A 21,306-nucleotide genomic window follows, 5' to 3' on the forward strand; every position below is an offset into this window, starting at 1 on the left:
AATGAGAATTGGCGGTGGTGTAAGACCGTATCATTTCGGGGATCTGCGGATAAAGATCGTCCATTCGTCGAGGGGATAGTCATCGACGATGGTGACGTCGTCCGACAAGGTATGGGCGAAATCGAGGAAGTCGGCGCGGTCGGCGTAATACAGATCGTCGATGTGCACCCGGGTGCGGGCGTCCAGCATGTTAAAGGCGATCCCCCGCCGGCTTTTGTTCCACAGCATCGCCAGGCTTTCGAAGATATAATCGCTCCATGCGCCGCGTTCGGCCTCAATGCACATGTTATAGGTTCCCGAAACGAAGGAGTAATCGGCCTCGTGAGTGGGGGTTGCGGCGATCGAAAAGTGCGCTCGGGGGTCACGGTGGAGCTTGCGCGCCTCCTCGACCATGTCGGGGCAGATGTCGTAGCCGTAAAAGCGTCCCTCGCGCATGAACGGTTGGTCTTCGATCAGATCGAACAACACCCCGTAACCGCAGCCCAGATCGTTGATCGAGACGCCGTCTCGATGATCGCGTTCGTCGAGGATGCTCAGTAAGATATCGTAACGCAATATTTGCCCGTCGTCGTTTTTCCAGAAAACGCCACCGGCCGACGGTCCCCGTTCGCGAAGCCGGTAACTGTAGGCCCCCGCGATCACCAGCAGGTGATTGGCTATTTTCTCCAGGGACGCTCCGGTACCCTTGCGACGTTTCGGGGGCGATGGAGGCATGCCCTAGAACTCGGCCCATTCCGGTTTTCTCGGGCTGAGGCGGGCGCTCCCCGCGATTAGAGGAACATCTTCGGCGACGAATTCCAGACGCAGTAGGGCGAGACCCATGTCGCCCGCGTGTGTACGCATTTCACCGGCCTCGCGATCTCCGGCCATGATCGGGGTTCCCGGCGCGGGGGCGGGGCCGTCGATGGCCACCGGCATCAGCCGTTTACGCACCAAGCCGCGGTACTTCGTGCGCGCGGTCAATTCCTGCCCCATGTAACACCCTTTGTCCCAGTCGATGCCATGCAATTCGTCGAAGCCGTTTTCCAGGAGGATGGATTTTTCCACGCGCAGATCGCGCGGTCCATCGGGGATGCCGAGGGATATGCGCAAGGTTTCGTAGTCGTCGAATTTTCCAGAAGGAATGCCCGCATCGTTCAGGATATTCAGGTTCGTCTTGGGCGCGATGATGCGGCAGCCCAATTGGCGGTGGCGCGGATCGACAAAAGCAATTGCATCGTTCATCGCGATGGTCGCGCCGACGTCTTCGTTTAAATTTAAGATGGCGCTGGCCGCCGCGCCGATCCCCACGCCGACGGCGAACCGATCGCTCAGATCCGATAAGGTGACGTCGGCGCGCAGCTTGTACATGGAAAGCCGGCGCAACAGGTCGCCAAGGCGCCCGGCGTCGCAATCGATCAGTAGGCGCGCGTCGTTTTGGGCGATGAAAAAATCATGCAGGTATTTCCCCTGGGGTGTCAAAAAGGCCGCCCAGATAGCGTTCTGCGGGGAGACGTGGGAGACGTCGTTGGACACCAAGCCTTGAAGAAAATCGGCTGCGTCCGGCCCTTCGAGGCCGATTACGCCACGGTGTTCAAGCCAGACGTGCATGGGGGCCGGAGGTGCGGGCGGCGAGGGGGGTGCGGACGCGGGTGTTGTCATGGAATGTTATCCTTCGCTTTCGAGGCGTAAATCCAGGCCGTAAGCCAGGCTATAAGGTGGTGCGGGAAATTGATTTTGGCAAGCCCGGGGGTAGAGGGAGTTGGGCCTAGGCAAGGGGTGACGCAGGCCGTATAAAAGGCGCGACTTTAAGTTCGAGGCGCTTTTCGTTGATTGAGGGCGTCCCTTGGGAACCATAAACGCATGCGTATTTTGTTCGTCACCTCGACCCGCATTGGTGATGGTGTTTTGTCAACGGGGCTTCTCGATCATTTGATCGCGCGCCATCCCGGCGCGCGGGTCACGGTAGCTTGTGGACCGGCGTCGGCGCAATTGTTCGAGGCCGTGCCCGGTATCGAGGAAATTATCGTCCTTACCAAAAAGCCCTATTCACGCCATTGGATCGATCTGTGGAAACGCTGCGTCGGACGGTTTTGGGATATCGTCGTCGATTTGCGCAACGCGCCTCTGACTCTGGCGTTGTTCGCCAAGCGGCGCTGTCGTTTGGGGGCGCGGATGAAAAACAGCGATCGCCATCGGGTTATCGACCTGGCCGCGGTGTTGGGGCTGGAGGACACCCCCCCCATGCCGCGGCTATGGACGTCGCCCGAGCACGAACGCGCCGCCCGGGACCTTGTGCCTGAGGGCGCACCGGTGCTGCTGCTCGCCCCCAGCGCCAATTGGCGAGGTAAGGTGTGGATGGCCGAACGCTTCGTTGCGACGGCCCTGCGCTTGACGGCGGACGGCGACATCCTGCCTGGGGGGCGGATCGCCGTGCTGGGCCACGAAAGCGAGCGGGCGATGCTCGACCCGGTTTTGGACGCCTTGCCCGAAGAGCGCCGGATATCCCTAATTGGGGCGCATCATTTGTTGACCATCCATGCCTGTCTCCGCCGAGGGGGCCTGTTTATCGGCAACGATTCGGGGCTGATGCACATGGCAGCGGCGGCGGGCGTGCCGACGGTTGGCTTGTTCGGCCCGTCGCGCCCTGAACACTACGCGCCGTGGGGGGCGAAGGGGGATTTCGTGCGGACCCGAATTCCTATCGAAGGGCTGTTCCCCGACGACTATAATCACCGCACGACGGAAAGTCTGATGGACTCGTTGTCGGTGGATGACGTTTGCGCGTGCGCGCGGCGGCTTTATCGAAGGGTCGCTAATGGGTGAAAGCGGCCCCTATGGATGGACGAAAAAGATGAGCGAACGAAAAAAACGGTTGAGCGCGCTTGTCGTCGCCCATAACGAAGAAGCGCAGTTGGAAGATTGCTTGCACCGTCTCATGTTCGCCGACGAACTTGTCGTCGTGCTCGACAAATGCACCGATGGCTCGAAGGCGATCGCCGAACGCCACGGCGCAAAAATCATCGAGGGGTCGTGGGATATCGAAGGACCCCGGCGGATGGCCGGTATCGAGGCGTGCGGCGGCGACTGGATCCTTGAGGTCGATGCCGACGAGCGGGTCGGCGTCGCGTTGGCCGAAGAAATTCGCCGCACCATGGAGACCGCCCCGTTCGGCTATTTTCTGATTCCGTTCGACAATTACGTCGGCGACCACTTGGTTCGCTATGGCTGGGGCGCGTCCTGGGGGGTTAGCGCCACCGCGCGCTTGTTCGCCAAGGGGGCCAAGCACTGGGGCGATCAACGCATCCACCCCGGCGTCACCCTCAAGGGGGAACGCGGCTGGTTGACGCAGCGCATGGTCCATTACGTGGATAAGAATATTTCCGATATGATCTTGCGCCTGGACCGTTATTCCAGCGCGCGGGCGCGCGATCTGCGGGCCTCGGGCAAGATCGGCACCCTGCCCGACAACATCCGGCGATTGTTCTCGCGCTTTTTCAAGTGCTATGTCGGACGCAAGGGCTATCGCGAGGGCGTCTACGGCTTCCTGATCGCCTTGATGGCGGGGCTGTTCCCCTTGTTGTCGCATATCAAAGCCCGCCTGGAGGACGACTGATGCGCCTGTTGCAAGCCATGGCGGGCGCGCACAGCGGCGGGGCCGAGGGCTTTTTCGAACGCCTCGTCATCGCCCTCAACAAGCGCGGCGTGGCGCAAAGGGTGGTTATCCGTACCGACGATGCGCGCGCCGCCCGCTTGGCCGAGGGCGGGGTCTCGGCGCTTCAGTTGCCCTTTTCTGGGGTTTTCGATGGGACAACCCGGCGCGCCTTGAAGCGCGAAATCGCCGCCTTCCGCCCCGATGTGGTGATGACCTGGATGAACCGCGCCACCGCCAAGATGCCCAGTTCGACAAAGGCGCACCCGTTCGTCTTCACGGCGCGCCTCGGGGGCTATTACGATTTGAAATATTACCGCCGCTGCGACCATCTGGTGGGCAATACCCACGACTTGGTGGAGTATATGACCCGTTCGGGGTGGCCCGCCGGACGAGCGCACTATTTGCCTAATTTCGTCGCCGGCGACGGCGCGCCGCCGGTTTCGCACTCGGCGCTCGGCGTGCCTGCGGGGGCGCCGCTGGTGTTCGGCCTCGGACGGCTCCATGAGAACAAGGCGTTCGATGTGCTGATCCGCGCCGTGGCGCGGCTGGACGGCGTCCATCTGGTGATCGGCGGCGAAGGACCTTTGCGCGGCGAACTGGAAAAACTGGCGCGGGACCTGGGCGTCGCCGGTCGGGTTCACATGCCGGGTTGGCGCGACGACGTTGCGGCCCTGTTGGCGGCGGCGGATGTTTTCGTCTGTTCGTCGCGCCACGAACCGCTGGGCAACGTGGTCATCGAAGGCTGGGCCCACCGCGCCCCCGTGGTGGCCGCCGCCAGCGCCGGCCCGGCGGCGCTGATCGAGGATGGCGAAAGCGGTCTTCTGGTGGCTATCGACGACGACGATGCGATGGGGCGGGCGATCGCGCGGGTGATGACCGATGACGCCTTGCGGGCGAAGATGGTTGCGCGTGGCCACGACGCCTATCGGGAAAACTTTACCGAAGAGGTCGTCGTTGCGCGCTACATGGATTTTTTCGAGACGCTCGCCGGAGGAAAAAACAGGCGGGAGGCGTTCTGATGTGCGGCATTGCCGGGGTGATGACGAAGGCGGCGGCGATTCCGGGCGAGGCCCAACTCGACGCCTTGGGTCGGGCGCTCGCCCATCGGGGGCCGGACGGCGCGGGACGCTATCGCGGCGCGGGGGTCGCCTTGGTTCAGACCCGTCTGTCGATCATCGACATCGAGGGTGGCGATCAACCTTTGTACGCCGATCGAACCGGGGGAAGTCGAGGTGGCGCGGGTGGCGACGACGACGTGGTCTTGATCGCCAACGGCGAGATTTACAACTACATCGAATTGCGCGCGACCCTGGGTGAAGAGCGGTTTAAAACCCGTTCCGATTGCGAACCGCCGCTTTTGTTGTATTTGCGCGATGGTGTGGATTTCGCGCGCCATTTGCGCGGCATGTACGCGATCGCGATTTACGACCCGCGCGGCGGGAGCGCCGCCGGGGGGCGTCTCGTCCTCAGCCGCGATCCATTCGGCGTCAAGCCGCTGTACTATGTTGAAAACGAGGACGGTTTCGCCTTCGCCTCGGAACCCCAGGCATTGCTCGCGGCGGGACTTTGTCCGCGTGCGGAAAACCCGCGGGCGCGCGATGAACTGCTCAACCTGCAATTCACCACCGGGATGCAAACCGCCTTCGCCGGTATCCGCCGCGTCGCCCCGGGCGAAACCCTGGTTGTCGAGGGCGGGCGGATCACGGTGCGCCACCGCATCGCCGCGCTGCCCGAAGGCGGCCCGCGCCGCACGGGCAAGGGCGCGGCGTTGCGCGACCTGGACGACGGCCTCAACGAGGCCGTCGCCGTCCATCAGCGCGCCGACGTGCCCTACGGCATGTTTTTGTCCGGCGGCATCGATTCGTCGGTGTTGTTGGCGATGATGTCGCGGCTAAACGAACAACCCGTGACCGCCTTCACGGCGGGCTTTCGCGACGCCGAGGGGGCGGGGGTGCACGACGAACGCGACCACGCCCGGGCGCTGGCCAAAAGCATGCGCGCCCATCATGTCGAGGTCGAATTCGGCGCCGACGATTTCTGGACCCTGCTGCCCAGGATCGCCCGCGCGATGGATGATCCCGCCGCCGATTACGCCATTTTACCGACCTGGAAACTGGCTCAAACCGCGCGTGAAAACGGCATCAAGGTCGTCCTGTCGGGTGAGGGCGGCGACGAGACTTTCGCGGGTTACGGACGTTACCGTACCGCATGTCGTACTTGGCCCTTCGCCCGGGCGATGCGCAGGAAGGGAATTGTTCAGGAGTTGGGCATTTTGCGCCACGAGGATACGGCCCGAACCTGGCGCGCCGGCATGGCGCGGGCCGAGATGGAGGCGGCGCTAAAGGGACGCACCCGCCTTCAAATCGCTCAAGCGGTCGATTGCGCCGATTGGCTGCCGGGCGATCTTCTCACCAAGCTCGATCGCTGCTTGATGGCCCATGGCATCGAAGGTCGGGTGCCGTTTCTCGACCCCAAGCTGGCGGCGTTCGCCTTCACCCTTCCCGATCATTTGAAAATGCACAAGGGACTGGGTAAATGGTTGCTGCGCCGCTGGTTGGAAACCGGTCTGCCCGGCGCGCGCCCGTTCGAACGCAAGCGCGGTTTTACCGTGCCGGTCGGCGCGTGGATCGCCCGGCGTGGCGACGAACTGGGCGATCTTGTCGCCCGCCAGGACGCGATCTTGGAAATTTTCCGCCCCGACGCGGTGCGCCGTCTGTTCGCCCACAGCGATCGTCAAAAACTCGGCAAGGCGGCGTGGACGATCCTGTTCTACGCCTTGTGGCGCCGGGTCCATATCGAGGGGAAGAATGCGGATGGCGACGTTTTCGAGGTCCTGTCCGACGGTCTCGCCCCTTGACCGCCTCCGACGGGGGATTTACCAAGATGGGGTGACGACACAAGGGGCATGGTCGGGGTCGGCCGCGCCAATGGGGGATGCATGATTGCCGAGACGATAACGATCGCCAAACCCGATGATTGGCACGTTCATTTGCGCGACGGGCCGGTTTTGCGCGCCGTCGCGCCCTATACCGCGCGCAGTTTCGCCCGCGCCATCATCATGCCCAACCTGCCCGACCCGGTGACCACGACCGCCCACGCGGTGGCGTATCGCGAGCGGATTTACGCCGCGGTGGCGGGGCACGGCGCGTTCACACCGCTAATGACCTGTTACCTGACGCCAAAGACCGATCCCGACGATCTGGCCCGAGGCTTCGATGAAAACATTTTCACCGCCGCCAAACTGTATCCCGCGGGGGCGACCACCCATTCGGCGCGCGGCGTGGCCGACCTGCGCGGCATCTATCCGGTGTTCGAACGGATGGAGGCGCTTGGTATGCCGCTTCTGGTGCACGGCGAAGTCACCGACCCCGAGGTCGATATCTTCGACCGTGAGGCGGTCTTCATCGACCGGGTGTTAAGCCCGTTGCTTCGCGACTTTCCGGCGCTGAAGGTCGTCCTCGAGCACATCACCACGGCCCAGGCGGTGGATTTCGTGCGCGCCCAAGGCCCCCGGGTTGGGGCGACGATCACGGTTCATCACCTGATGATCAACCGCAACGCCCTGTTCAAGGGGGGCATACGCCCGCATTTGTATTGTCTGCCCATCGCCAAGCGCGAGCAGCATCGCCTCGCCCTCGTCGAGGCGGCGACGTCGGGGGACGCCTGCTTTTTCCTCGGCACCGACACCGCGCCCCATACGGTCAGCGCCAAGGAAGCGGCATGCGGCTGCGCCGGCATTTTCAGCGCCCCGGCGGCGATCGAATTATACGCCCAGGTTTTCGACGAACAAAACGCCCTCGATAAGTTCGAGGCCTTCGCCGCACTCAACGGCGCGCGCTTCTACGGCCTACCACTCAACGATGAAATCCTGACCCTGTCGCGTGAGCCATGGCCCATGGCGGAAAAAATAGACGTCGAAAGGGAGGGCGTGATCGCGCCGTTTTGCGCCGGAGAGACCATTTTGTGGCGTCAGCACGGCGACATGGGATAACCTTTTTTAGGTGTTCGCCGTCGTCATATGGCGGTTGACGCGTCGTTCGACCCGTTTCAGGACCTGGGTCAAGATGGCGGTCAGGATAAAATAAATGACGCCGGCGGCGAAAAACAGCTCTACCGGCATGTAGGTGCGCGCGATGATGGTGCGCGCCATGCCGGTCAGATCGAGCAGGGTAATCGTGCTCGCCAGCGCCGATCCCTTGAGCATCAGAATAATTTCATTGCCATAGGCGGGCAGCCCGATGCGAAAGGCCTGGGGCAGGATGATACGCCGGTACATCTTGGCGCGCGTCATGCCGATCGCGCGGGCGGCCTCGATCTGGCCGGCGGGGACGGCCTGAATGGCGCCCCGTAGGATTTCCGCCGTATAGGCCCCGGTGTTCAGGGCGAAGGCGATGATCGCGCACCAGTACGCCTCGCGCAGGATCGGCCACAAAAAGCTGTCGCGTACGCTGGGAAACTGTGATGCGCCGTAGTAGATCAGGAAAATCTGCACCAAAAGTGGGGTGCCGCGGAAAAAGAAGATATAACCATAGGCGAAGGTCTTCAGGGCCGGGTTGCGGCTGACCCGCATCAAGGCCATGGGCAGGGCGATGCAGGCCCCGATCAGCAACGAGACGCCCACCAGCTCCAGGGTCACCCCCACGCCGTCCAACAGTTGGGGCAGATTTTCGAAAATAACGGAAAAATTCATCGCTGTCCGATCATAATCCCGGGGGGCCTCAACCGCCGTCCCGGATAAAACCCTTGTTGGCCGATTTTTCGGCGAAATAAAGCGCGGTCATCGACACCACGGTCATCAGCAGATAAAGCACCGAGGCGGCCAGATAAAAGGTGAAAGGTTCCTTGGTATAGCCCACCGCGATCGTCGTTTTACGCATCAGTTCCTCAAGCCCGATGACCGAGATCAGCGAGGTATCCTTGAGCAGGACGAGAAAAAGATTGCCCAGCCCGGGCAGGGCGATGCGCCACAACTGAGGCAGGGTGATGCGCCTGAAAATGAGACTGTTGGACATGCCGATGGCGCGCGCCGCCTCGATCTGACCGACCGGGATCGCCATGATCGCGCCGCGAAAAACCTCGCTGGCGTAGGCCCCAAAGGTCATACCCAGCGCGATGACCCCGGCGCCGTAGGGGCTGATCTCGACGAAACCGGTATGGCCGAAATCCTCGGCGAGGCGCGTCAGCAGCCCGGCGGAGCCGAAATAGATGATGAGGACGACCAGCAGTTCGGGAATGCCCCGGATGACGCCGGTGAACGTTCCCGCCATGGCGCGCGCCACGGTGGAGCGCGATAGCTTGGCGACGGCGGCGACAAGTCCGAGGCCGAGACCCAGCGCCAGGGCGCCGAAGGCGACCTTTAGGGTCATCAGCGCGCCGAGCAGAAGTTGGTCGAAAAATCCGTGAAAATCGATCATGTCGCGGGCGGAAATGAAGGGGGGCCGCTTCGTGTCGGGAAGCGGCCCCGGTCTTCGTTTTTCCTATCCTCAGTAAATGCTGAAGGGGAAATATTTTTTGTTGATTTTCTGATAGGTTCCGTTGGCGAGGATGACCTTCAGGGCGGCGTTCAGGCGTTCGCGCAGGGGATCGCCCTTGCGCACCGCGATGCCGATCTTATCGTTGATGTCGACCGGCTTGCCAACCTGGACAAAGCCCTTGCCGGCGTCGGAGCGCAGCCATTCGTAGTTCGCTGGATTGTCGGCGAGCACGGCGTCGGTGCGTCCGGTAGACAGATCGAGATATGCGTTTTCCTGGGTGTCGTACAGTTTGACCTTGGCCCCCTTGACGTGATCGGCGAGATAGGTGGCGCTGATCGTCGCACGTTGGGCGCCGATGGTCTTGCCGTTCAGATCGTCGATGTTCAGCGTCGATCCCTTCTTGGCGACGTAGCCCAGGGTGTTGGAACAGTAGGGATCGGTGAAGTCAACGGCTTTTTTACGTTTGTCGGTGATCGACATGAAGGCGATGATGGCGTCGAATTTCTTGACCTTGAGGGCGGGGATGAGGCCGTCCCAGTCCTGGGTGACGAATTCGCATTTGACCTTCATCACATCGCAAAGCGCATTGGCGATGTCGATGTCGAAGCCGACGACCTTCCCGTTGGGATCGATTTGGTTGAACGGGGGGTACGCGCCCTCGGTCCCGATACGGATGGTCTCGCTTGCTTGGGCGGTTGCGCCGAAGGCCATGACGGCGACGGCCGCTAGGGCGATTTTCTTGAAAAACATGTAAAAGACTCCTCCTGTGGTGTTGACTTTCGGTCGTTCCCTGGACGTAAAAATGGGACGTTTCTTTGTATCGTTCTTAGCAGGGTGTCAAAAAACACACAACGGCGATAAAAACGGCAGATCAAGGTGCGAAAAAATCGCGATTTTTAAACGATGCGTTCAACTCGTCGGTGATGAAATTTTTAAATTTTTATTTGTGTCGTGGATGCGTTCTCCCGCGCGCGGAGGCGATGGGCCGTATTTTACAAATGGCTGGCAAGAAATTGCCGACAGCGATCGGATGTCGGGTTTTGGAAGACTTGCGCCGGGGCGCCTTCCTCCTCGATCCGGCCCTGATGTAGAAACACGACCTTGGAGGAAACTTCCCGCGCGAATCCCATCTCGTGGGTAACGACCAACATGGTGGTGCCCTCGTCGGCGAGCTTGCGCATCACCGCCAGCACTTCGCTGACCAGTTCGGGGTCGAGCGCGGAGGTCGGCTCGTCGAATAAAAGCACCTTGGGGCGCATCGCCAGGGCGCGGGCGATGGCGGCGCGCTGTTTCTGTCCACCGGAGATCTGCGCCGGATAGACGTGACGGCGTTCACTGATGCCGACTTTTTCCAACAGGGCCTCGGCGCGTTCGACCGCTTCGGCGCGCGATAGCCCAAGGACGTGGATCGGCGCCTCGATGACGTTTTCCAAAATGGTCATGTGGGACCACAGATTGAAATTTTGGAAAACAAACCCGATTTCGGCGCGCAGACGGGTGATTTGCTTGGCGTCCGCCGCCTCTAACGCGCCGTCCTTGCCGGGTTTCAGCTTCATTTCCTCGCCGGCGACGCGGATCGAACCCCGATTGGGGTGTTCCAACAAATTGATGCAGCGCAGAAACGTACTTTTTCCCGACCCGCTGGAGCCGATGATCGAAATAACGTCGCCGTCGCGCGCCGTAAGCGAGACACCCTTAAGCACGTCGGTGCCGCCGAAATGTTTGTGAATGTCGGTGACTTCAAGGGCGGGTGTGCCGCTACTGATCATATCCATGCCCAAGGCTTCGTGTTCCACACCGACGTTACGCCAGATATAGCCTTCTCGGCGTCGCGGCGTCGGGGCGGAAACGTGGTGAATGTGTTTAATTTTACGCAAAGTCGAGATAGTCTCGATCTGTGTAACAAATGTGTCAAGTGTGCGCAAGCGGCGCGAGGCGATTGACGTCGCCGTGTCGGCGGCGGACAATAGACGAATTTCCACGTCGATCAAATGAAAATGAAGATGTCAAAACGGAGTTTCCAGATCATGACCCCACCTGATCAGTTCAAGGCTATCGTGCTGGAACAAGCCGATGGCGGTGTCGCGGCGTCGATCCAAACCCTTGATGACGACGCCTTGCCCGATGGCGACGTGACCATAGGCGTCTCGCATTCGTCGTTGAACTACAAGGACGGCATGGTGATGAACGGCTTGGGGCGGCTGGTGCGCGATTACCCGCACGTTCCCGGCGTCGATTTGGTGGGCGCTGTCGAGCACTCCGACAGCCCCGATTTCGCCCCCGGCGACGCCGTGATTCTGACCGGCTGGCGGGTCGGCGAAATTCACTGGGGCGGCTACGCCACCCGCGCCCGCGTCCGCTCCGAATGGCTGGTCAAAAAGCCGGATGGGCTCAGCCCCGTACGCGCCATGGCGATCGGCACCGCGGGGGTGACGGCGATGATGGCGATCATGGCCCTGGAGGAACACGGGCTGACGCCCGAGAGCGAGGGCGAGGTGTTGGTCACCGGGGCCGCGGGCGGGGTCGGCAGCGTCGCCGTCGCGGTGCTGGCGGCGCTCGGCTACAAGGTCGCGGCGGGAACGGGCCGGGCCTCCAGCCACGATTACCTGAAGGATTTGGGCGCGCATACCATCGTGTCGCGCGGGGAACTGGAAACCCCCGCCAAGGGACCGCTGGGATCGGAACGCTGGGCCGGGGCGATCGACAACGTCGGCGGCGTGATCCTTGGCAATCTTCTCGCCGGGTTGCGTTCGCGGGCCAGTTGCGCCGCCGTCGGTCTCGCCGCCAGCCCTAAGTTGGAAACCACGGTGCTGCCGTTTTTATTGCGCGGGATCAACCTGTTGGGGATCGATTCGGTGACCTGTCCGACACCTCGTCGGATTGAGGCGTGGCGACGTTTAACCGAGACCTTGCCGATGGACAAGCTGGATGAAATGACCACCGTCGTCGGCCTGGGACAGGTGATCGAGTTGGGCAAGGCCATCCTCAAGGGGCAAGTCAAGGGACGTACCGTGGTCGATGTTAGGGCCTGAATTATCGCGGGGAAGCGCCGTCTTTTCGGCGGCGCGCCCATCGAAGGAACCGGAGGGGGCCGTGAAGGGTGTCGGGGAAGGATGTCGGGGAAGGATGATCGATGCTTGACAGCCCACCCCGCCGAGCGCTATAGGGCTGCTTCCAATTCTGTGGCGGAGTAGCTCAGCTGGTTAGAGCAGCGGAATCATAATCCGCGTGTCGGGGGTTCGAGTCCCTCCTCCGCTACCAATCAATCCCCGGCGCCTTGCAAGGCGCCGGGGATTTTTGTCTTGGCGTATCGCTGTAGCGCGACTTTTGATTTTTGAGTTAGCGTCACTTGTTTTTTGAGCACAAAAATGGGGTCTCTAATCGACGTTGAGACCCCATTTTTGTGCTCTGTTAGAGGGTTCTTTTTGTCAATACCGCCCGCATCCTGCTCACAGCGCGATTGAGGCCACGTGACCGTTCATCGGCGATGTCCATCAGGTCACCGATAACGTTAGGTCTTGGGATCTCGTCACCCTTAGCCCACCGTCGTATCGTCCTGTCAGAAACGTCTAAAGCTCTGCTCATCTCCGTTTGCCAGTTACCCCCCCAAAGCAGTCGGCCGAACTCCCCCAAAATTTCGCTCCACTCCCCGTCCAGCGCCGGACGGATCGAACCCGCCTCCAATAACGCCGACCCCCTAGACGTCTCCGAGAGTATATTGCCGATTGGCTTCGGCGGCGAGTAGGTCTACGGCCTGCTCGTAAAATTTTGCGTACCACTCTGATTTTGGTAAAAGATCGATCTGCAAACACCAGACCGACATCTGATCGAGGTCGATTTCGTCCGATCGGATCATTCCAATCTGCTCAAAATTAAGCTCGGCCAGGCACGCCTCGGCCTGGACTGTGGCGACAAAAATCATGCGCGGCCACCACAGCCGTTCGATCATCAAGGTCGATCCGTCGTCATCGTCTTCGTTGGTCGAGATCACAAACGACCATTCGGGGATAATGATCAAGGGGTAGGCGGCGTAGCTCGCGGCTTGCACCATGTCGCGCAGGCGAACGGCGGCGGGACCGGACAGGCCACGATCGCCCGTTTCAATTCGCTTGATTGTTTGAAAAACATTTTTGCCGTCGTAGCCGATGATGTGCCCAAAGTCGGTTAGACCGAGATCGACGCCGAGAATCTTGCCAAACATGGCGCGCGCGGTGCGCACCATGGTTGGAACACCATTGTCCTTAATCATCCGCGTAGCTCCAAATAATGTTGTTTCCGGCGGCTTTTTTCCGTCCGCCGCCATCGATTTCAATCCAGTCGCCGACGAGGGTGCCGGTAAAATCGACGTGGCCCAAAAACCTTGGGCGCCGCCGCGATCCGCCGAACGTTGCATATTGGCCGGTGACGCGGCGGCCTTCCGGCTGCGCAGGTTTTTTTTCGACCATCGCCTTTTTCTCGGTGCGCTCGGCGGCGTCCAACTCGGACCACGCATCAACCAGGAGCGCGGGGTCGTAAAAATCAACACGATTGTACCAAGTGCCGCCCGAGTGGTGCCACTCGGAGGAGGGCCAAAAACCATCTTTCGCCAGCGCGACGGCGAGCTTTTTCGTGCCCGCCCAGCCGGCTGCACGTAGATCGGTTATGGTGATTTTTGAGAGGGGCTTGACGCCTGCGTTGTAAGCGTCAACGGCATTGTTGCTCATGCCGTCGATAAAACTATAACCAGCCATGATAATCTCCTTTGCTTAAGGTGAGCCGCGCTGGCTCCTGATAACTACACATTAGCCTTAGGCTAGGTGTTTGTCAACGGGTTTTTCAGTCTTTTTTGGTCGTAATAATCACCTCGCCCGCTTTTTTTGTCTTGTTGCCGCCGCCGACGCTGTAGGTCGTTTCCACGGCCTTAATGGTGGCCCAGGAAAACAGCTCGCGGACCTCCGGGACGTCGTTTAGGGATAAAATGAAGCGGCCTTTAAGGCCCCTTAAAATAGCCGCCAGATCGGTGAAATCTTCGCGCTTGAACAGCGCCTTGCCGTAGTCGCCCTCGCAGTCCCAGTACGGCGGGTCGAGGTAGAACAGCGTCGTTTTGCGGTCGTAACGCGGGATAAACTCCCGAAAATCAAGACACTCAATCACCGTGCCCGCGAGACGTTCGTGCAGATCCGCGAGCATGGGTTCCAGCTTGGACAGGTTGAACCGCGCCGGGCCGTTGACCTGCACGCCGAACACCCGACCGGTGACCTTGCCGCCGAAGCCGGTGCGCTGCAGGTAGAGAAACCTGGCGGCGCGCTCCAGATCGGTCAGGGTGTCGGGGTTGGCCGCCATCAGGCGCTGGAAGTCGGCCCGCGACGTGACCTGGAACTGCAGGGTCTGGATGAACTGGGGGTAATGGCGCTGCAGCACGCGGAACAGGTTGGCCACGTCCTTCGACGCGTCGTTGATGACCTCTGCCTTGGGCTGGATCTCACGCCTGAGGAAGATGCCCAGCATACCGCCGAACACCTCGGCGTAAGTTGCGTGGGCCATGGCGTCGATCATCGGCACGATAGTCTTGGCCAGGTTGCGCTTGCCCCCGATGTAAGGGGCGATGGGAAGAATGGGTTTTATAGACTCCATGGATAATATCTTTACAATCTCCCCGCCGGTGCGCCGGTGGCGGGGTGGCCAAGATTTCGGCCGGTCTTGGTCGTGGGCGTGTCCGCGCCCGGTTCGGGGTGTTGAAGCACCCCGGCCCCCGCCCGGCCGGTAAAGGCCGCGCGGGAGGATTATTACCCCAGCATAATCGGCGCCGATTTATGACCGGTCACGCCGGGGTCGATTTGGATGCGGTTGCCCGCCTTATGGCCCGCCACGCGCGCCCCGTCGAAGCGCCGGTCGGGAAGCCGAAGCCGGGTCACCTTTTTGAATCGCACGCGCCGAATCCGTGTTTACCCATGAGTTTCATGGCGATGTCGGCGGCTTGCGCCGCTTCCGCTTCGGTGCAGCCGTTTGCCGTCGTCATCTTGCGAAGGCGCCGGATACGCGCACGGATTTTGTCGAGATCGCCCATCACGGCCACACGACGGCGGCGAGGATGGCGTCGATGGCGGCGACGGTGGCGGCGGCCTTGACGTCGGCCTTGGCCTGGGCGCGCACCTTGTTGATGGCGGCCTCGGCCGTCACCCAGGCCCGGCGCGCGGCATCGACGATGACGGCGATCTGGTAGGCGTCGGTCGTCGCCGTGCCGTCGGCGTTGGGCGTGATGCCGACCTCGCTGTCGAGCAGGGGGTATGCGCCGATCGGCGGCGGCGCGGCGGCGGTGTAAGTGGTCAGGCAATTAGTGGCCTCGGCGGCTTTTCCGCGGTAACTCATCGCCTGTCCCGCGCCCGGCGTGATGTGTTTTCGCCGGGCCGTTTCGGCGGCGACGTCGATGGCCGCGAGCGACGTTGTACGGACGTCCGCCAGCGCCGGGGGGGGCGGCGGCGTGGCCACCGGATGACCCGCGGCGTCGGCCGCGATGATCTGCCCGGCCGATTGCGCCGTCAGCAAGGCGGACCAGTCGGCGTCGCTTACTGCGACGGCGTCGGGCGGAAGGAGTCCGGCGACGGAGTCGTCATAAAAAGCCGTCGCCGCCGCGCTGAAATATTTCGTCATAATCGTCTCCTTTTTAATTTTTAGTGCCCGATCACGAGCCACCGCACCCCCGCCGTGGCGGTGTTGCAATAGGTTGTTATTTGCGTCGTCGTCGGCGCGCCGCCGACAAATTGCGTCGGCGCGGCGATGGCGTGAAGGGTTACGAAATGGGCGAGGACGACCGTTGGAAAGGCGATCGGAAATAGCGATACGACCCCCACCGTGTCCGCGGTGGCCTCGCCCCACTGCAAAATTAATCCCCCCGGCAGGGTGACGTAACCCGGCGCGGCGATGGACATCGCCAAATCATCGCCGCGCGCAACAAGCGCCTTGACGGCTTGGTAGACTTGGCCGTTGTTGGCCTTGTCCCGCGCCAGACCCGCGCCGGTGACAAGATTGTCGCCCTCGGCCTGAATCATATTGAGGAACCAAGCCTCGACGATGGTCGCCGGGGTTCCGGTGGCGGGGTCGCCGCCGGTAAAGTACCCTTCGACGCCGGCGGCGGGGACGGCGGGCGCGGCGGCGGCGGCGGTGGTGTTGTCGATCTTAAACATGGTTATCCTCCGTAGGTAAAAATGACGTAGGCGTGGGCCGGTTTATCGGCGGTAATGGCGCATTCCATCGGCTTGTTGCCCCAGGTGCGCAGCGGTTCGTCCGCCGCCGAGAGGCCGGCCCGAAAATCGCGCACAGTGGCGGCGGGGGCGGCGACGGTGAAGACGAAGCGCCATTGTTCGGCGCTCACGGGCGCGCCCGCCGCCGACAATCCCGCCTGAAATGGGCCGTGCTCGACGATCGTCACCGCGTAGCCCAGCGTGGCGGCGAGGTCGATGAAGTATTGCCGAGATTGTCCGCCCCGCGCGGTCAGGGCGGCGGTTAGCGCGGCGCGGCGCTGCTGGATGGTGACCGCCGCCCCGGCGGCGCATTTGTCCGGCAGGCCGGCGACCCGCTCCCAGTCGGCGAGCATCTCCAACGTCGTGCGCGGGTCGTCCTCGTCGATCAGGTCGCCCGCGCGGCCATCGGCGTCGGCCAGGCCGTCGGCCATGGCGGCGAGCAACCGGGTCAGAGTCGCCGCGGGCTCGCGCGGCCAGGCCGCGCCGGGCGGCAGCAGCTGTTGCAGTTGGTCGAGGTAGGCGGATTTATCCATCATGCGTCACACCCATGTTATGGCTCCCATCACCGCGATCTCGCCGGTCGCGTGGGCGACGTCGGCGATCGGCGCGGTCAGGGCGTGATCAACCTCGCCGGCGGCGATGGAGATCGCCTCCCTGATATGGCTGATCAGGATCGCGCCGCCCGGCGCCGCCTCGCGCCCGATCAGGTCGGTCAGCTCCGCCGTGACGGCGTCCTTGACCGCCTGGGTCGCGGGGTTGAGTCCGGCGATGGTGAGGTCGAGCGGGACGGCGATCGGGGCGACCACGGTGACGGCGGCGGTCACCGGCCGCACGGCGTCGAGGGCGGCCTGCACGGCGGCGACGTCCGCCGCCAAGGGGATGCCGTCCGCATACGCGCCGTCCATCATAAAACGCACCGTCACCGTGCCCAGACCCAGTTCCAGCGGCCAGACCCAGGCGCGGGTGACCCCCACGACGCCGAGCGCCCAGGCGACATAATCGAAATCGGCCCCGCCGTGGGGCGGCTCCTGGATGCGGTCCAGAACGCGCGCCAGCAGGGCGGCGTCGCCCTCCTCGTCCGCGGCCCCGCCGAGGCCGCCCGCCGCGACCGTGGCGACCCCGGCGACGCCCGCGATCGGGGTGATCAAGGACAAAGGCGATCCGGCGGCGGCGGCCCCCGCCGCGCCCGGGACCTCGGCGACGACGGCGGCGGTGGCGACCCCGGCGGCGATGGCGACCTCGGCGACGGTGGCGTAACGCACGCCGTCGGCGCGGGTTAAAACCGTGGCGGCGGGGATCGCCCGGCCGTCGGTCCCGGTAAAATCGACTTGGCCGGCGGCGAAGGCGGCGACCTTACGCTGAATGCCCCAGATGTCGGCATGCCGGTCGAGATATTCGGCGGCGGCGGTATCCGGCAGCACCTGATCGGCGATAAAGTCGAGATATCCGTACAGGCCGTGCAGCCCACCCGCCAGGGTGCGCGCGAGAACGCCCAAGGCGGTGCGGCGCAGGGCGGCGTCGGCCCCCGGCAAGTTGGCCGCGATCTCCGCCTCGGCGGTGGCGATCAGCTCGCTTAATGTCGGGCGTTGAAAGGCCATTTAACCGTTCCCCCCCTTCGCGGTTTGGTCCGCCCGTGCGCGCCAAACGTAATCGAAGCGCCCGTTCGCGCCGGTCGGGCGGCGGACCGTGATCGCGATCGCCAGCACGCCGCCGGGCGCGGCCTCGACCGCGACATCGACGCGCGCCGCGACGCCGTCGTCGATTAGCCATTGCAGCGCCTCGCGCACGTAGGTACGGGCGCGGGCGATGGTTTCGGGGACGATCTTTTCGCGGCCGAGCAGCCACAATCGCGATCCGATGCGATCGCCCTCGGCGGGTGCGCCGTCCACCACGGGCGGCGCGCCGTCGCCCCACCAGCCGCGGCGGTCGCCGCCGCCCCGGCCCCCCGATCTTGGCGCGCCGTCGCCGGGCAGGATGTCGTCCGGGTGCGCGCGCCGATCGGTAAACAGCGATATGGCGATCGCGGTGCCGAGCCCACCATCGACCGCGAGGCCCGCGCCGTCCATCGACAGATCGCCGGTTAAGGTTTTTTCGTCAAGGTAAATCACTGCGTCCATTAAGCGCTCCTCACGTTGGCCGAGCCGGTGACGATCGGCCACCTTCCGGCGGACGATCCCGACGCCACGTCAACCAGGTCGCCGACGCGGGCGATTTGCGCGCCGCCCGCGCCCGCCAATTGGATATCCGTGGAATTGATTGTGACGGCGGGCGCGGTGACGGTGACGCCGCCGGGCCGGGTGGTGGCGACCTCGATCCCGGCGCGGGCCAGCTTGATGATCTGACCCTGATCGTCGTGCAGCGCCACCTCGCCCGGCGCAAGGCCGGTCAAGCGGTAACGCCGATCGCCGACGCAGATCGCCACGCCCGCGTCGCGGTTGCCGCCGACGGCGAGCAAGATCGCCTCCGCCCCAGGGTGGGGATGGGCGGTAAAGCCGTAGTCGGTGATGCGCTCGACGCCGTCCAGCACCTCGCCCGCAAGGGCGGTGATTTGCACCGTCTGGCACCTGTCGCCGTCGGCGACGGCGGCGATCACGGCGCGGCCGATCATCAACCGCACCCGGCGTTGGAGCGGCCGGGTCATCTTGGCGATGGCGTTGATCACGGATTCGGTCACCATCCCGCACCCCCCGCGCCCGCGCCCCCCGCGTTTGTCGTGTCGGTGGGCTTGGGCAACACGTCGAACGCGCCGGGCAGGACGAGATCGATGTCGCTCAACGTGCCGCCCGCGCCCAACGTGTGGGTGATTTGGGCGATCAGCATCTCGCCCTTTAGCCGGGGGAAGTCCACGCCGACCCGGTCCCCCGGTCGCCACGGCGCGCCCGCCGCATCGCGCCAGCCCTGAACGGTAACGGTGATGCGCTTGGCCCGCGCGGCGCGCACGCGGGACTCCCACGCCGCGCGCTCGGCGAAGGTGGGGCCGTTTCCAGGCTCCTCGGCGATGACGATCAGCGGGCGATAGCGGGTGACGGCGCCGTCCGCGGCGGTAGCCGACGCGCCCGCGATATCGGTGGCGTCCTTCCAGCCGCCGCCCGTGTCCTGGCCCTTGACGGTGTAGGTCGAAAACCGTTCGGTAAGCGACGCCGTGGCGCGCAGCTTGAGGACGTTGCCGCCCGCGCCCAGTTTCAGCGCCCCGTTCGGGTTGGCCGCGCCCGCCACGGCGGCGATGACGATGCCGCCGACGCCGTCCGAACGAACCAGGCGGGCGCGCTGTCGGCAGGCGCGCTCGATGGCCTCGAACGCGGTCTCGCCCTCTTGAATCCGAAAGGTCTCGAACCGCGCGCCGGTCCCCGCCGGCGCGGTGACTTTGATTTTGAACGGCGCGCAAATGTCGGCGGCGATGTCCTCCAGCCGGGCGTTTTTCCAGCCGCCCGATTTGTGCACGGCGGAACAATCGACCAGGTCGCCCGCCCGGTCGCGCCCGCGCACCGTAAAGGTGCGCGACGTCTCCTCGATCGCCTCCTCGACGTCGTCGATATGTCCGGTGATCACCGGGCGGCCGTAAAGCTCGACCCGGCAGGGCGCGCCGGGGGCAAGCGGCCGCCGGGTGGTCTGCCCCGGCCAACGATCGGTCAAGGTCAGTTGGAACGTCCCCGCGATCCGTTCGATCCCACGGGTGATCGAGATATCTTCCCAGCCCCGCCAAGCGGCGGCGTCGATGATCAGGCTGGCGCGGGCGGCGTTAGGCATCGACCGTGACCTCCAACGTATCGCCGCCGGGCACGAAGCCCGGGTGACGCACCCGGTTGCGCCGGACCAATGCATCGGCCATCCCCACCGCCGCCGCCGGGGTGTCGCCGTAAATATCGTGCGCCAGGGCCAGCGCCGGGCGCGTGGCGATCGGCGTGACGGCGCGCAAGCGCGGCAACCCCGCGGCGCGCGCGTCCAGGCCTTGGACGACTTCGGCGCGCAGCGCCGTCAAGGCGCGATAGGTGGGATCGGGGGCGGTCAGGCTCTCGCCCTCCAACGCCTGGGCCAGGGTGTCGCGGCGCGTCAGCGCGGCGGCGCGGTTGGCGAAGGTCTCGCGCGCGGCGGCGCGTGCGCCGTGGATCACGGCGGTGCGCCGGATCAGGGCGCTCAGCGCGTCGGCGTTGCCTTGCTGGGCGCGGCGGGTCGCGGTCGGCGGGGCGGCGGCGGTCGGGGCGGATGCGGGGCCGGCGTAATCGTAAAGCCGGCCCAGCGCCCCCGCCAGACGCCCGCCCGGCAGGTCCAGCGGCAGGGCGATCAGGCCGCCCAGTTTTTGCGCCAGGCCCGCCGGATCGCGCACCAGGCTCGCCGCCTGATCGCGGGCCGCCCCGGCGCCCGAGGCGAAGGCGGCGGCGTCCGCCCCGCCCAGGCGCACCCCCGAAAACGCCCGCGTCAGCGCATCGATCCCGGCGCGCACCTTATCCGCGCCGTCGGCGGCGACGAACTGAGGCAATCCGCCGACGTTAAAGGTGTTTTTAAAGTCGCTTTGCGCGGCGCCCATCGCGCCCCCCGCCGCATGGTCGATGCGCGCCCCCGTCGCCGCCCGGGCGCGCGGCCGGGGGACGTCTCCGGTCTCCTCGAAGGTCAATGAAAAGGCGACATAACCGCCGTCGCGGGTGGTGTGGCGCTCGCGGGCCTCGGTGCACGCCACCGTCAGCTCGCCCAAAACCGGATGGACCAGCGCGCCCGATCCCGGCGCGGCGATCGCGGCGCGCAGGCGGGCCGCCCGGTCCAGGGCGCCGGCGCCCCAAACATACGCCTCGATCCGATGGCGCGGCGTCTTCGCGCCCAAGTCCTCGTGATAGGCGCGGTCCTGCCCGGGATACTCGTGAACCTGAAACCGCCGCCCCAACTCGCCGTCGGCCGACGAATAGAAAAACGACGCGCCCCGAAACGATGCTTTGCGAAGGTTGTCTCTCCAGCTCATCGTGCTACTCTCCTTTTTGTCGATTGG

The 21,306-nt window shown here is 64.0% G+C and carries 25 protein-coding genes and 1 tRNA gene; 7 read left to right on the forward strand and 19 right to left on the reverse strand.

The features are described 5' to 3' along the window. Window positions 1–30: 30 nt before the first annotated feature. Together P3M64_RS13965 and ygfZ are read right to left on the reverse strand one after the other, a co-directional pair. Entirely contained in the window at window positions 31–714 is a 684-nt protein-coding gene (locus P3M64_RS13965) for a class I SAM-dependent methyltransferase (RefSeq protein WP_132939060.1), read from the reverse strand. A gap of 3 nt (window positions 715–717) precedes the next feature. Next, the gene (gene ygfZ, locus P3M64_RS13970) at window positions 718–1,641 is read right to left on the reverse strand and encodes a CAF17-like 4Fe-4S cluster assembly/insertion protein YgfZ (RefSeq protein ID WP_132939059.1); all 924 of its coding nucleotides are present in this window, start codon (window positions 1,639–1,641) and stop codon (window positions 718–720) included. A gap of 201 nt (window positions 1,642–1,842) precedes the next feature. Here ygfZ and P3M64_RS13975 point away from each other — a divergent pair, with 201 nt between their 5' ends. The 5 genes from P3M64_RS13975 to pyrC all read left to right on the forward strand — a co-directional run bounded on the left by P3M64_RS13975 (window position 1,843) and on the right by pyrC (window position 7,625). Continuing rightward, window positions 1,843–2,805: a glycosyltransferase family 9 protein gene (locus P3M64_RS13975; RefSeq protein ID WP_132939058.1), complete on the forward strand. Its 963-nt coding sequence runs from the start codon at window positions 1,843–1,845 to the stop codon at window positions 2,803–2,805. Window positions 2,806–2,833: 28 nt separating this feature from the next. Next, window positions 2,834–3,595 (forward strand): glycosyltransferase family 2 protein, encoded by a 762-nt coding sequence (locus P3M64_RS13980; RefSeq protein WP_132939057.1) that lies wholly within the window; start codon window positions 2,834–2,836, stop codon window positions 3,593–3,595. Further along, the gene (locus tag P3M64_RS13985; RefSeq protein WP_132939056.1) at window positions 3,595–4,653 is read left to right on the forward strand and encodes a glycosyltransferase; all 1,059 of its coding nucleotides are present in this window, start codon (window positions 3,595–3,597) and stop codon (window positions 4,651–4,653) included. Before P3M64_RS13980 ends, P3M64_RS13985 begins: the two co-directional genes overlap by 1 nt. After that, a complete protein-coding gene (gene asnB, locus P3M64_RS13990; protein ID WP_132939055.1) occupies window positions 4,653–6,491 on the forward strand; it encodes an asparagine synthase (glutamine-hydrolyzing) in 1,839 nt (612 codons plus the stop codon). Before P3M64_RS13985 ends, asnB begins: the two co-directional genes overlap by 1 nt. Before the next feature lie 81 nt (window positions 6,492–6,572). Then, the gene (gene pyrC, locus P3M64_RS13995; protein ID WP_207893160.1) at window positions 6,573–7,625 is read left to right on the forward strand and encodes a dihydroorotase; all 1,053 of its coding nucleotides are present in this window, start codon (window positions 6,573–6,575) and stop codon (window positions 7,623–7,625) included. 6 nt (window positions 7,626–7,631) lie between these two features. On the opposite strand, the gene P3M64_RS14000 is transcribed toward pyrC, so the two are convergent. From P3M64_RS14000 to P3M64_RS14015, 4 genes are all read right to left on the reverse strand, one after another. Then, the gene (locus tag P3M64_RS14000) at window positions 7,632–8,324 is read right to left on the reverse strand and encodes an ABC transporter permease (protein ID WP_132939054.1); all 693 of its coding nucleotides are present in this window, start codon (window positions 8,322–8,324) and stop codon (window positions 7,632–7,634) included. A gap of 28 nt (window positions 8,325–8,352) precedes the next feature. Then, the gene (locus P3M64_RS14005; protein ID WP_132939053.1) at window positions 8,353–9,048 is read right to left on the reverse strand and encodes an ABC transporter permease; all 696 of its coding nucleotides are present in this window, start codon (window positions 9,046–9,048) and stop codon (window positions 8,353–8,355) included. Between the two features lie 69 nt (window positions 9,049–9,117). Beyond that, window positions 9,118–9,858, reverse strand: a complete 741-nt coding sequence (locus tag P3M64_RS14010; RefSeq protein ID WP_132939052.1) for an ABC transporter substrate-binding protein — start codon at window positions 9,856–9,858, stop codon at window positions 9,118–9,120. A 242-nt stretch (window positions 9,859–10,100) separates the two neighbouring features. Next, window positions 10,101–10,883: an ABC transporter ATP-binding protein gene (locus tag P3M64_RS14015; protein ID WP_276157077.1), complete on the reverse strand. Its 783-nt coding sequence runs from the start codon at window positions 10,881–10,883 to the stop codon at window positions 10,101–10,103. A 252-nt stretch (window positions 10,884–11,135) separates the two neighbouring features. Here P3M64_RS14015 and P3M64_RS14020 point away from each other — a divergent pair, with 252 nt between their 5' ends. Then, a complete protein-coding gene (locus P3M64_RS14020) occupies window positions 11,136–12,140 on the forward strand; it encodes an MDR family oxidoreductase (RefSeq protein WP_132939051.1) in 1,005 nt (334 codons plus the stop codon). Between the two features lie 152 nt (window positions 12,141–12,292). Continuing rightward, window positions 12,293–12,369 (forward strand) — tRNA-Met (locus P3M64_RS14025). 436 nt (window positions 12,370–12,805) lie between these two features. On the opposite strand, the gene P3M64_RS14030 is transcribed toward P3M64_RS14025, so the two are convergent. From P3M64_RS14030 to P3M64_RS14085, 13 genes are all read right to left on the reverse strand, one after another. Next, window positions 12,806–13,357, reverse strand: coding sequence for a hypothetical protein (locus P3M64_RS14030; RefSeq protein ID WP_132939049.1), 552 nt, complete (start codon window positions 13,355–13,357; stop codon window positions 12,806–12,808). After that, a complete protein-coding gene (locus P3M64_RS14035; protein WP_132939048.1) occupies window positions 13,350–13,838 on the reverse strand; it encodes a hypothetical protein in 489 nt (162 codons plus the stop codon). Before P3M64_RS14035 ends, P3M64_RS14030 begins: the two co-directional genes overlap by 8 nt. Window positions 13,839–13,923: 85 nt before the next feature. Beyond that, window positions 13,924–14,721: a DNA adenine methylase gene (locus tag P3M64_RS14040; protein ID WP_132939047.1), complete on the reverse strand. Its 798-nt coding sequence runs from the start codon at window positions 14,719–14,721 to the stop codon at window positions 13,924–13,926. Between the two features lie 152 nt (window positions 14,722–14,873). Beyond that, window positions 14,874–15,017: a hypothetical protein gene (locus tag P3M64_RS14045; protein WP_165886314.1), complete on the reverse strand. Its 144-nt coding sequence runs from the start codon at window positions 15,015–15,017 to the stop codon at window positions 14,874–14,876. Beyond that, on the reverse strand, window positions 14,999–15,154 hold the full coding sequence (locus P3M64_RS14440) for a DUF2786 domain-containing protein (protein WP_132939046.1): 156 nt from the start codon (window positions 15,152–15,154) through the stop codon (window positions 14,999–15,001). Before P3M64_RS14440 ends, P3M64_RS14045 begins: the two co-directional genes overlap by 19 nt. Then, window positions 15,154–15,738, reverse strand: a complete 585-nt coding sequence (locus P3M64_RS14050; protein ID WP_132939045.1) for a hypothetical protein — start codon at window positions 15,736–15,738, stop codon at window positions 15,154–15,156. The genes P3M64_RS14440 and P3M64_RS14050 overlap by 1 nt, the downstream gene beginning before the upstream one ends. 20 nt (window positions 15,739–15,758) lie before the next feature. Further along, window positions 15,759–16,271 carry a gp53-like domain-containing protein gene (locus P3M64_RS14055; RefSeq protein WP_132939044.1) on the reverse strand — a complete coding sequence of 171 codons (513 nt, stop codon included), beginning with the start codon at window positions 16,269–16,271 and terminating at the stop codon, window positions 15,759–15,761. Window positions 16,272–16,273: 2 nt separating this feature from the next. Next, window positions 16,274–16,864, reverse strand: a complete 591-nt coding sequence (locus P3M64_RS14060) for a YmfQ family protein (protein WP_132939043.1) — start codon at window positions 16,862–16,864, stop codon at window positions 16,274–16,276. Between the two features lie 3 nt (window positions 16,865–16,867). Then, complete coding sequence (locus tag P3M64_RS14065; protein WP_132939042.1) at window positions 16,868–17,926, reverse strand: baseplate J/gp47 family protein; 1,059 nt, start codon at window positions 17,924–17,926, stop codon at window positions 16,868–16,870. After that, the gene (locus P3M64_RS14070; protein WP_132939041.1) at window positions 17,927–18,445 is read right to left on the reverse strand and encodes a phage GP46 family protein; all 519 of its coding nucleotides are present in this window, start codon (window positions 18,443–18,445) and stop codon (window positions 17,927–17,929) included. Next, window positions 18,445–19,005: a phage baseplate assembly protein V gene (locus tag P3M64_RS14075; RefSeq protein ID WP_132939040.1), complete on the reverse strand. Its 561-nt coding sequence runs from the start codon at window positions 19,003–19,005 to the stop codon at window positions 18,445–18,447. Before P3M64_RS14075 ends, P3M64_RS14070 begins: the two co-directional genes overlap by 1 nt. Next, window positions 18,999–20,075, reverse strand: a complete 1,077-nt coding sequence (locus P3M64_RS14080; RefSeq protein ID WP_132939039.1) for a phage baseplate assembly protein — start codon at window positions 20,073–20,075, stop codon at window positions 18,999–19,001. Before P3M64_RS14080 ends, P3M64_RS14075 begins: the two co-directional genes overlap by 7 nt. Next, window positions 20,068–21,279, reverse strand: coding sequence for a DNA circularization protein (locus P3M64_RS14085; protein WP_132939038.1), 1,212 nt, complete (start codon window positions 21,277–21,279; stop codon window positions 20,068–20,070). Before P3M64_RS14085 ends, P3M64_RS14080 begins: the two co-directional genes overlap by 8 nt. Window positions 21,280–21,306: the final 27 nt, after the last annotated feature.

Origin of the sequence: Varunaivibrio sulfuroxidans, assembly GCF_029318635.1 — a bacterium.
Lineage (GTDB): Bacteria > Pseudomonadota > Alphaproteobacteria > Rhodospirillales > Magnetovibrionaceae > Varunaivibrio > Varunaivibrio sulfuroxidans.

Excerpts from the sequence above, each read along its gene's own strand:
- P3M64_RS13965 (WP_132939060.1), bottom strand. The coding sequence starts at position 714 with ATGCCTCCATCGCCCCCGAAACGTCGCAAGGGTACCGGAGCGTCCCTG.
- ygfZ (WP_132939059.1), bottom strand. The coding sequence starts at position 1,641 with ATGACAACACCCGCGTCCGCACCCCCCTCGCCGCCCGCACCTCCGGCC.
- P3M64_RS13975 (WP_132939058.1), top strand. The coding sequence starts at position 1,843 with ATGCGTATTTTGTTCGTCACCTCGACCCGCATTGGTGATGGTGTTTTG.
- P3M64_RS13980 (WP_132939057.1), top strand. The coding sequence starts at position 2,834 with ATGAGCGAACGAAAAAAACGGTTGAGCGCGCTTGTCGTCGCCCATAAC.
- P3M64_RS13985 (WP_132939056.1), top strand. The coding sequence starts at position 3,595 with ATGCGCCTGTTGCAAGCCATGGCGGGCGCGCACAGCGGCGGGGCCGAG.
- asnB (WP_132939055.1), top strand. The coding sequence starts at position 4,653 with ATGTGCGGCATTGCCGGGGTGATGACGAAGGCGGCGGCGATTCCGGGC.
- pyrC (WP_207893160.1), top strand. The coding sequence starts at position 6,573 with ATGATTGCCGAGACGATAACGATCGCCAAACCCGATGATTGGCACGTT.
- P3M64_RS14000 (WP_132939054.1), bottom strand. The coding sequence starts at position 8,324 with ATGAATTTTTCCGTTATTTTCGAAAATCTGCCCCAACTGTTGGACGGC.
- P3M64_RS14005 (WP_132939053.1), bottom strand. The coding sequence starts at position 9,048 with ATGATCGATTTTCACGGATTTTTCGACCAACTTCTGCTCGGCGCGCTG.
- P3M64_RS14010 (WP_132939052.1), bottom strand. The coding sequence starts at position 9,858 with ATGTTTTTCAAGAAAATCGCCCTAGCGGCCGTCGCCGTCATGGCCTTC.
- P3M64_RS14015 (WP_276157077.1), bottom strand. The coding sequence starts at position 10,883 with ATGGATATGATCAGTAGCGGCACACCCGCCCTTGAAGTCACCGACATT.
- P3M64_RS14020 (WP_132939051.1), top strand. The coding sequence starts at position 11,136 with ATGACCCCACCTGATCAGTTCAAGGCTATCGTGCTGGAACAAGCCGAT.
- P3M64_RS14030 (WP_132939049.1), bottom strand. The coding sequence starts at position 13,357 with ATGATTAAGGACAATGGTGTTCCAACCATGGTGCGCACCGCGCGCGCC.
- P3M64_RS14035 (WP_132939048.1), bottom strand. The coding sequence starts at position 13,838 with ATGGCTGGTTATAGTTTTATCGACGGCATGAGCAACAATGCCGTTGAC.
- P3M64_RS14040 (WP_132939047.1), bottom strand. The coding sequence starts at position 14,721 with ATGGAGTCTATAAAACCCATTCTTCCCATCGCCCCTTACATCGGGGGC.
- P3M64_RS14440 (WP_132939046.1), bottom strand. The coding sequence starts at position 15,154 with ATGGGCGATCTCGACAAAATCCGTGCGCGTATCCGGCGCCTTCGCAAG.
- P3M64_RS14050 (WP_132939045.1), bottom strand. The coding sequence starts at position 15,738 with ATGACGAAATATTTCAGCGCGGCGGCGACGGCTTTTTATGACGACTCC.
- P3M64_RS14055 (WP_132939044.1), bottom strand. The coding sequence starts at position 16,271 with ATGTTTAAGATCGACAACACCACCGCCGCCGCCGCCGCGCCCGCCGTC.
- P3M64_RS14060 (WP_132939043.1), bottom strand. The coding sequence starts at position 16,864 with ATGATGGATAAATCCGCCTACCTCGACCAACTGCAACAGCTGCTGCCG.
- P3M64_RS14065 (WP_132939042.1), bottom strand. The coding sequence starts at position 17,926 with ATGGCCTTTCAACGCCCGACATTAAGCGAGCTGATCGCCACCGCCGAG.
- P3M64_RS14070 (WP_132939041.1), bottom strand. The coding sequence starts at position 18,445 with ATGGACGCAGTGATTTACCTTGACGAAAAAACCTTAACCGGCGATCTG.
- P3M64_RS14075 (WP_132939040.1), bottom strand. The coding sequence starts at position 19,005 with ATGGTGACCGAATCCGTGATCAACGCCATCGCCAAGATGACCCGGCCG.
- P3M64_RS14080 (WP_132939039.1), bottom strand. The coding sequence starts at position 20,075 with ATGCCTAACGCCGCCCGCGCCAGCCTGATCATCGACGCCGCCGCTTGG.
- P3M64_RS14085 (WP_132939038.1), bottom strand. The coding sequence starts at position 21,279 with ATGAGCTGGAGAGACAACCTTCGCAAAGCATCGTTTCGGGGCGCGTCG.